Origin of the sequence: Proteiniphilum sp. (genome assembly GCF_034927365.1) — a bacterium.
Lineage (GTDB): Bacteria > Bacteroidota > Bacteroidia > Bacteroidales > Dysgonomonadaceae > Proteiniphilum.
Map to the genome: position 1 here is coordinate 1 of NZ_JAYFQD010000041.1, position 10,150 is coordinate 10,150.

Consider the following 10,150-nt stretch of genomic DNA (forward strand, 5'->3'; position numbering starts at 1 on the left):
CGGAGATATCTTTTCCCCATCCAGGAAAATTATCGGGTTCTTATTTTTTTCCTCTTTTACTACCGGTATCATCCCGTCCTCTCTTTCTTTCCCGTAAATTATGGCACCTTTTTGTATCGATTTGATATTATCGGGATTAAGTTCCCGGATATCCAAAGTATCTTCTATGGGATTTTTCATATTTGCCGGATTGCCGGAAATACCGGCAGCCAGCTTCGATGCCGAAAGGGTACTGTCCCCTATCACTATGTCTTTGGTAAAATGCACTAACTTGCCCGAAGTGGTGACACCCTCTCCCTCCACCCGGTAGGTGGTGGGGATATCGGCCGAATAGAATTCCACCACGGCTTCCCCTGCCGGGGAGAACTGTATGCCGGGATTCCAGTAGACGGTGGTACGCTGGTCGGGGGTAGGGGAACCCACTTCCTCCGGGGTCTCATATTTGGGTGAGTAGAATTCCACGGGCCGCAGATATCCCAGCGGTTGAAACCCGAAAGGAAAGATGATTGGGTAACGGTTCTTCTGCTCCCCGACCAAGAAACGCCCTTCCACTTCTTTCAGTTTATTTATTTTCAAGGGAGAAGCCCTGCCGGATTGTTCCAAGATTGAATCCATGCCGGATCGATTGTCCGATTTGAGCAGCCTGGCTTCCGGCAGCATGCCAAAGCGACAATCCCGATAGATAATACTGTCAAGAAAGACATAATTCTCCTCTTTTCTCTCTCCGGAAGAGGATGACAACACAGAGAGAACAGTAGCACCACCTAGATGATCACACTTCGGATCATAAGGGTATTCCACATTAAAGCTGAAACGTCCCTGCCTATCCGCAGTCGTGGTTCTTTGGAGGCCTGTTACAAAAAATGTGGAACGTTTTGATTTGGACTCCTTTTTCACCGTCCCGGTCTCATCGGGGTCCTCCCAGTTAAATGTCATGGTAAGGGTGACCGTATCCCCTTGCACCTTACGGGGAGTCTGGGGCTCTACCCTGCCGCTTATTACCATGAACCGCTCAGGCAAAATGGAAGGCTCTTCAATCCTACCCTTCAACACCGACGGGATATCGTACCTCCTCCATCCCTGCGTCAGCATCAGCACATCAAGCGCATTCCTCTCCTCCTTCCTATCTGTAAAATAGCCGGCAGGCGATTCGATGTGTCCCTTCAGTTCCGACGAAAGCAGCAACGTGGAGACAAGACTGTTCACCGTATCAGAAAAGACAATACGCTTATCGGTCACAGAAACGGCAATATTGTTAGCGAGGAGAGCGGTAGATTCATCCATCTGAAGCGTAAGGGTGACAAGTTCCCGGCATCCGTATACCGGTGCGGAGGAGTCGACTTTTATATCTGCGAAATCTATCTCGTTGATATTGAATACAAGCCGCTCGCTGATGATATCCCGGTTGGCATCGAGCAGCAGGATGCTTGATATGCCGGACGGGAAAAATTCTTTTGGAAAAGCATGGTTATCAAATTCAGGGCTACAGGATTCATGATACAGTACACCCCCCTTGTGATGAATCAACAATGAGAGGGAACCGGAACGGTAAGATTCTCCTCTCAGGACACGCACCATGAAATGGTCTCGTAACTGCCTTACGTTGAGAGTTGTCGCACAGGAATTGGGGTCCGGTAGATCGAACTGCCGGGCATGTCCATCTTCCGTCCGACAGACGGCATGGTATTTTTCCCCTGCCACGGGGATAAAATCAAAGAAACCCATTCCCAATTTAAGGGAACTGAACTGCACAACCTCCTCGTTCCGGGAATTGAACAGCGTGCCGGAGACCTCTTCCCCAAGCCCGGAAGGGTTGATGCACTTGAAACCCACCCGGCAGGCCCGGCCGGGTATCAACCAGCCTCCTTCGGGATGGAAAGAGACATCGAACTCTCCTTCAGGATAGGGTATGGTATAGAACAAGGAATGTTTTTGCCTGTTCCCCTTCGTGGTTTGGCGGTAAATATCCAGCCGGAAACTCCGGCTCTCCTTCCCGGCAAGCGAAAAAGTCCCCTTGAATTTCCCTTTCTTCCGCTTGATGGCTCTTAACGGATCACCTTCGAACTGGGTATGGACTTCCGCGGGCACAATGGTATTCCCATTTTTTCGGTCCATAAAATGGAAGTCGACCTCCACCGTATCCCCCTGAAAGGAGAACTCCGGCAGGAATTCCATTTCCACGGGATGGGGCTTGGCCACCCTCACCGTCTTCCTGAAGAAGGTATCGTTTCCCCGGTTCCGCATATACCGGGTATAGGCCCTTATCGTGTAGTTACCCTCCGGAAGCCAGTCGTCAAGGTCGAAATAGCCGGCATATACCCCCATGGTGTCCTGACGGATTTGAATCTGGTTGGTTAACTCATTGGCGGGGGTAAAAAGTTCCACGTAAATATACCGGCTCATGAACGTCGGCCGGTTGTTGAGCGCGTCGATCAGATGGGCACGCAGCCACATCCGTTCACCGGGGAGATAATTCGGTTTGTCCGTCTGGACATATATCTTCTCCTGGGGGAAATGTTTCAACTGTTCGGACAAGAGGATGGCCGCCGAATCCGGACTTATGGTTTTGCTTTGGGCAAACAGAATACCGGGAAAAAGCAATGCCCCTCCCAAAAGGAACACCCAATAGAGCATAGTTATACCGAAGGGTCTGTTCTTCTGTCGTTTCATAGCAATATATTTGTGTAAATCATATCAACATGAATTAACCAAAACATTCTTGAATACATGCATACATTTTCTCTCTTTATTCCTTCAACTCATAATAAAACAATGGAGGATTCATTTCTTCTAAGAATTTATTGATCTGGTTATGCTGTTCTTTGTCAAGTTCAAACTTTATATCTCCGGATTTATAACTCTCAATGAAAATTGGCATCTCCTGAACATGAGTAAAGGCATATATTCCTTTTTTATCTGAACAACCAAAATGGGGCATAAGCGCCCTATCTGTAGTTTTATAAAAATAGTCATCAACAAAAGCGTCATATAAACTTGCTTCTCCTGATTTTTTATTATACAATAATATGTCTGAACCGGAAGAGGAATCATCAAAATATTGACAAAAAATATAATTTTCGACTTCTATGAAATTCTTAATTGATTTTATCTTGTGTATTTCGTCTATTTTCATTTTCACCTGAGAATGTGAAAAATCTAACTTTTCAAGGTCTTTCTTCTGCAATAATCTCTTGCTGTTGATTCGGAAATAAGGCTCTACTCCATTATCTAGAGAAAAGATAATAGATGAATAAATAGGAGCATAGCAAGGTTTGTTACTATTTTTGGAGTAGAAGAAACTACCATCTTTGCCAGTGATGAACGGGAATCCAAGATTGTGCTTGTATACCGATAAATATTTATTTACAATCTCGCCTGAATTCTTGTCAACTTTCAATAACAACGGGATATCCGCCTTCGATGTCTTTTTCTCGGCTTCGAAATCAAGGTACAGAAAATCTCCCACTACCTGAATATGCCCCAGATAACCTTCAATTTTTTTTAACTGGAATGATGAGATATGTTTTCCCGAAAGGGTATATGAATGTATTTTATTACCGTAAGGGTCTACGGTATAAATTGTCCCATTACTATCAATGGTAAAATCTGAAATATTAGAGAATTCGCCAGGACCAGACCCTAGATTTCCTATTCTTCTTACAAACTTTCCTTCCTTGCTAAAGCAATAAAGTCTTTTGTATTTCTTGTCCAGGATAAAGATATAGTCATCCGTTACCTGAATCCCTCCAATAGACTGCAATAGGCAATTCTCTTTGGTTTCCAAAAAGATAGGTTTTACCGATTTGAAATAGGATGAAACCGGCACATTATATTCCTTTTTCAAAATATCAATATCAACTTCGTACTGCGCATTGTGCATGATCATGTCGTTTTTATCAGCTCTGCAAGACGATACGGAGATAAATAAAACTAAAAAGAAGATTATTAATGCTTTCATATCTATATTTTTATTTTAAATAGAAAAGAGTCCACTTTAAGAAATACACCCAATAAAGTGGACTCAAATAACGTGTTTTTTTAAGTAAATTTCAATTTTCCTTACAATAGGTCAATAATATACAGATTATACCACTTATATGGGTATTTCATTTAATAGAGAGTTTATCAAAAGAAAATCAAAATGTAATTAATTTTTAAATGCAAAACTTCTGATCTACCGAGGTCATATCAAATCTTTCTCCTCCACATATAAAAACATAACCAGATACTCCTTTACAATGATCTCCAGAACTTGTACACTCAAATGAAAAGTTTGTAGCCGTAATGAAACGTCCATTACAGGTTATTGTTATTTCTTCAGAAGTAGTGCGTGTACCACAGAGTTTCACTTCATCTCCCGATTCTCCAGGATCGGGATCTCCCCAATCTTCCCCATCGGCCAATGCCAATACATTTTGCAGTGCTACATCACTGAGATCGCCATAACTGGCCATACTCCTGTTCATGCCCAGTCCCGCGATTAGCAGGACGGCAAGGGCTACAATGCCCGGTAATAATTTTTTCTTCATATTCGAAAAAAATTTAGTGATTAAAAAAACTGATTTATAAAAATCCTTGCAAGGATTATTCAACATTTCCTTTTATTTTTAAAATAAACGGTGATTCTTCTGCGTTTCCATGTATAGAAACGGTCTTATGAAAATACCCGCTGTCATCGGCATCGTAAGTTATTGATATTTCTGTCAAACTATCCGGTAATACAGGTTTTCTGTCGTATAGCACATCCGTACAACCACAAGAGCTTCTCGTATTGAAAATTATAAATGGTGCATCACCTGTATTTCGTATCGTAGTGGTAATAGTAACCGGTTTTCCCTGTCGTATCGTTCCGAGGTCGAACTCTGTCTGATCTATCTCCACACTGGTTTTCTTTGTAGTACTTGCCGCACTATATGCTCCTTCCGACAAGCGGTTCAGGTACATCGCCTTAATACGGTGATTATTGGTAGGGTCACCAATATAGACCACATTATTGTCTCTGTCCAGAAGGAAACTTTGGAATGCACTATTTGAAGGAAAATTGTTTATTTTGTTGGTTCTATCATCCAAATCAATAAATACTGGAATATCTACTTCATCCCTCATGAGTAAAAAACTTATTTCCCGTGGATCTGCGGGATGGAAAATAAAAAGGAATGGAACGCTTCCTTCTGTTAAGTCATCTACTTCCTTGATAAACTCCCTCCATTTATAAAGTTGCATCTTGCATTTCATACAACCGATAGAATCGGTATACATCACAATTTTATAATCGGATTCGGGGATTTGATAGGACAAAGTATCTTTCCCATATCGGGTAAAGACGATATTCTCCGGGAAAACAATTTCCTTTCCCTGCCATTCGGAGACAATTTCGATAATTTTGGGGTTTGGTTTCTCCCTACAGGAGAGAAAGGTAAGACCAAAACCAATAGATAGTATCACAATGATATTTCTCATAAACCATTCAAGTTTATACATGCTACAGAAAACTAAAGGTAGTCCCTATGCTATTAAGTATATGAATATTCAAGAAACCGCTATATAGCGACATTCCATGGAATAACCGGTATTAATTTCATGACAGTCCATAGGCAAAAGAATTATAATTTTCACAAAAAAACAGAGAATAAAATAGATATAATACTCTTTTTGCGTTAATTGTCACATAATTAACGCAGGAATAATTTCAATTGTCAAGAATAGAGCCCCGGTATCCACACTTTCTTAGTCTGGGTTGATAACCGCAACATCCGGTCACCTATTTTATTCTTTTCAATACTCTATTCCATCTGGTCTCTTTCAAGAAAGGATCGACCGACTTCCATACTATCCATGCTTTCCCGACTATCAGGTCGTCGGGAAGCAATCCCCAATAACGGGAATCGTGTGAATTCTCCACCTTGTCGCCTCCCATAAAATAGTAATTATGGGAGAAGGCATAGTCTTGCAACGGGGTCCCGTTATCCCGTAACGTATCGTTCTCCAATGGAAGGGGATATCCTTTCTCCCATTCAATGATTTTTTTATAAAGCAATGTATTTGTCCTGTCTAATGTGATGCGGTCTCCCTTGCGAGGTAGATAAAGAGGACCGAAATCCTTGATATTCCAGTTCAAAACAGTATCCCGAGGGAAAGTATTGTATACCCCTTGCGGAAAAGCCTCTTTTGATTTTTGGCTCATGACCAGTTCCCCCTTGTAGTTGCCCAACCGTTTCGATGTGTCGCCGTTCACGGCATAGATGCCGTTTACGATTCGGAGTGTATCGCCCGGGATAGCGATACAACGTTTGATATAATACTTCAACATGTGCATCTCCATCTTGTCGGGTTTGTTGGGGTAAGGAATATGGAATATGACCACATCGTCGTGCTTGACGGAAGTGTAACCCGGCACACGTTTAATCCTCACCTCTTTTTCTTCCATCGCACTGAAAAGGTCAAAAAGCCGGGCGCCGTAAGCCAGTTTGTTCACGAGCACATAATCGCCGGGTAATATGGCCGGCTCCATGGAGTCGGAAGGTATCCTGTAAGAACCGAAAACAAAAATGCGCAGGAGAATAAAACCACACAGGGCCATGGAAGAATAGTAAAATATGTCCAGCAGAACATGCCCTGTTTTGCGTAATATCTTACTTGCTTTATTCATGGCTGATTCCTTTTTCTTTCAATATTTTCCTCACTTCAGCCCGCATTTCCATGATGGCCATGGAGTGGACTTTCGGTTCTTTTTGCAACACGGCATTTGCCGCGCGGACCATCTTATCCGGTTGGTAGTTGGCGGGATCGGCATAGAGTTTAGTAAGCAAAAAGTATGGATAGATACGTTCGGGCAGAAGCAACGTGGATTTTATATAACAGTTCTCAGCCTTGTCATATTCTCCCATTTCGTAATAATTACGGCCTCTCACATTGTAAAACATCGCATCACAGCTTATTTCCAATCCCCTGCCGAAGATGCTGTCGGCTTTCTCTTTCTCTCCGGATTCATTCAAGGCCCTTCCGTACTCGAACACGAATTTCCGTTTATGGTCGAGCAAAGGATAGAGTCCTGCATAGCCGTCTATAACTGCTGTATATGCTTTCCTTTTGTACATCGATCGTTGCTTCTTCCATTCCCTCTCTGCTTGGTAAAATTCTTTTTGCTTTATAATACCCGTAATGGAAATAGAACACAAAATCGCTATCAACAAAAATGAAGGAATTATTTTTTTCCAGCTATAGGGTTGCTTCTCGACAGTTTTATAACCTGACTGTACAATACAAACGGTTCCCAACATTATCCATACGACAGGAAACTCCCACAACCGGTAAGGATAGGAGGCCAATGCAAATACAGACAAAGCCAGAAAACTGCCGGCCGCTCCAATCTGCCTGTTCTTAATTCCATTTTTTATAATCAGGCATGTAAGCGACAGAAACAGGATAATGCCTGTCAATCCCTGCTCCAGGAATATCTGCAGATATTCATTGAAAGCGTAATCCGGACATCCCGCCACCAGTTTTTCGGCTTGAGTGGCTTTATCGCTTTTAAAATACTCAATTTGCGCCTTCGCGTAAGCAGCAGAAAATCCTCCCGGACCGGTTCCTTTCAAGGGAGATTCGCTTATAGCCAAGGCGGTAATTTTCCACATGAACATCCGCCCGTCAGCCGAATCTTTTTTCAAATAGTATATCCCATAAACACCTCCGAACAGCAATATAGACACAATGGTTATAGTGATAATGGATTTCCTCTTATGGCGTCGCCAGAAGATACGGAGCCTTGTAACAACAGGTGTATCCATTAATAGAACGGGCAGACACCCTGCCACGGCTGCAACCCATGCCGCACGGCTTAACGTGGCTGGGAATACCATCATACAAACCGCTCCCACAAAGAGAAAAAGGTAACCAATCCATTTCTTCGTGTGTTTGAATACAAACCAGTAATGTAATGCCAAGGGGAACAGCAAAGCTATAAATCCACCGTATGGGCCGGGATTCATAAATGACCCCGTTGTTTTAAAGAGCCTGTGTTTCGAGGGGAAAAAGTCATATAATTGCCCTAAACCCCATACAGCCTCCACCAGCCCGAATAGCAATATTCCAACACAGGTGTAAAGAGGAAAGGAGGGGAAATAAGTATAGAGAATCCTGAATAAGAACCACCCGCTACACAACTGCACAGAAAAAGCCAACCCGTCAGGAAGCATGTCTTTCCGATAGTTGTATGTAATGAGTATTATCCCTGTGAAAAGGATAATAAGCAGATCAATAACTGCTGGCTTGTTTATTTTACCTGATAGGTACATCGATGTTTACAATGTGGAAATTTAAACAATCTATTACTCGGGAAATTTTATTGTGAACGATATCAATACAGGATTTGAATCATCATACGTATTCTCAAAAAAAGTCTTTAAAATTCCATCAGGTAGTTGATCTCTAACCTGATCTATAAGCAACGGATGAGGTGAAATGTAAAACCTGTTACCATGTATCGATACTGGGTAGCTGAAAAAAATATCGACAAGATTCCTGTCCCCTTTTACTTTTTCCGGATCAATAAAAAGTGACTTATTTAACGATTTGGAATAATAAAGATAATATTTCTTGTCAAATCCAAAAGCAAAAAAGGCATAGTCTGTCAAATCACTCACTGCTCCCCAACTTAACAAAAAACCTTTCGACTCTTTTTCTTTCATGCGTTTATCTCCCTTTCTCACAATATACTCAAAAGACTCCTTTTCCTTTTGGCTTAAAAACTTATGTTTGGAGGAATTATCTACTAAACCGTAAAAAGGTATAACTTTTTTACCGGTTCCAATCTTATAGATGATGTTGCTTAATACTGGTTGGAGCAGGATTTCCCCATTTTCTAAGCAGTCCGTTTTATAATCCGAACCAATATCAATTCTTTCGGGAGTACCGACTTCAATAGCCGAAGAGATAAATTTGCCCTTCGAATCAAGAAAATGAATGTTGTAATTTTCCATTTCCGGATTCTCATATTCATGTCTGGGGCCGGAATAGATTTGTAAGAAGCCGTCTTCATAAGGCAGAATAATAATTGGATTAAAGTCGAGTTGGATTACATTTAGTTGATTTCCGTTTTCATCATAAACAAATATCCTGCGAGAAAAACCATCTGCAATAATAACTCTTTTATTAATCCTGTCAACCTCAAAACTTGTGATTGAAATATACTCTAACGGGCCATTTCCCTTGTCCATTATCTTGTTTATATATTTACCCCGAGAGTCGAAAATATACACTGTTGTACGATCCCAGACATTAATATAATATCGATCCCCCATAATATGTATATTTTTGATTTCATACATTATGGATGCATCGGAAAGTTCTAGCCTCAGGGTATCGACGTCCACAATAAAATCTTCCAGCACAATTTCGATGGGATTATTAATCTCGATGAGGTGTTGCGCTTCAACAATCGGCTCAATCCGTTTCTCTCCACAAGCACTTAAAAATAATAAGGTCGTGATAATAGCTGCACCTAAATTTCTCATATAATTATTTAAATTTATATAATTATGTTGTTTTGTATTTAAAATCGAGCAGATAGGGGGATTAATCGCTCGCCCTCCGTATCGACAATTTTCGAGTTTGGCTCCTCCTTACAGGAGAGAAAGGTAAGACCAAAACCAATAGATAGTATCACAATGATATTTCTCATAAACTATTCAAGTTTATACATGCTACAGAAAAACTAAAGGCAGTCCCTATGCTATTAAGTATATGAATACTCAGGAAACCGCTATATAGCGACATTCCATGGAATGACCGGTATTAATTTCATGACAGTCCATAGGCGAAAAAATTATAATTTTTACAAAAAAACAGAGAATAAAATAGATACAACACTCTTTTTGCGTTAATTATTACTTAATTAACGCAGGAGTAATTTCAATTGTCAAGAATAGAGCCCCGGTATCCACACTTTTTTAGTCTGGGTTGATAACCGCAACATCCGGTCACCTATTTTTATTTAATATAACTACTCTTGACAAGAGGCTTATTCTTGACAGACCTCTTCATGATAGCCCTACCCTTGTCGGCGGAAGCGGCTCTTTTCTCGATACCCTCCCGGGATTCTTCTTTCGTCCTTACAGTTATTACTCCATATTTCGCGTAATCCCCCTTGCCG

7 protein-coding genes are annotated in these 10,150 nt (G+C 41.4%); all 7 read right to left on the reverse strand.

From position 1 onward, the window contains the following. The coding region (locus VB073_RS17315; protein ID WP_323405440.1) for an MG2 domain-containing protein at positions 1 to 2,670 on the reverse strand (2,670 nt) is incomplete at its 3' end. A 76-nt stretch (positions 2,671 to 2,746) separates the two neighbouring features. Next, complete coding sequence (locus tag VB073_RS17320; protein ID WP_323405441.1) at positions 2,747 to 3,958, reverse strand: 6-bladed beta-propeller; 1,212 nt, start codon at positions 3,956 to 3,958, stop codon at positions 2,747 to 2,749. Between the two features lie 196 nt (positions 3,959 to 4,154). Next, on the reverse strand, positions 4,155 to 4,529 hold the full coding sequence (locus tag VB073_RS17325; RefSeq protein ID WP_323405442.1) for an NVEALA domain-containing protein: 375 nt from the start codon (positions 4,527 to 4,529) through the stop codon (positions 4,155 to 4,157). 55 nt (positions 4,530 to 4,584) lie between these two features. Continuing rightward, positions 4,585 to 5,460, reverse strand: a complete 876-nt coding sequence (locus tag VB073_RS17330) for a DUF1573 domain-containing protein (RefSeq protein WP_323405443.1) — start codon at positions 5,458 to 5,460, stop codon at positions 4,585 to 4,587. Between the two features lie 301 nt (positions 5,461 to 5,761). Then, positions 5,762 to 6,649 carry a signal peptidase I gene (gene lepB / locus VB073_RS17335; protein WP_323405444.1) on the reverse strand — a complete coding sequence of 296 codons (888 nt, stop codon included), beginning with the start codon at positions 6,647 to 6,649 and terminating at the stop codon, positions 5,762 to 5,764. Then, entirely contained in the window at positions 6,642 to 8,294 is a 1,653-nt protein-coding gene (locus VB073_RS17340) for an O-antigen ligase family protein (RefSeq protein WP_323405445.1), read from the reverse strand. The genes lepB and VB073_RS17340 overlap by 8 nt, the downstream gene beginning before the upstream one ends. A 33-nt stretch (positions 8,295 to 8,327) precedes the next feature. Next, a complete protein-coding gene (locus VB073_RS17345; protein WP_323405446.1) occupies positions 8,328 to 9,512 on the reverse strand; it encodes a 6-bladed beta-propeller in 1,185 nt (394 codons plus the stop codon). Between the last annotated feature and the right edge of the window lie 638 nt (positions 9,513 to 10,150).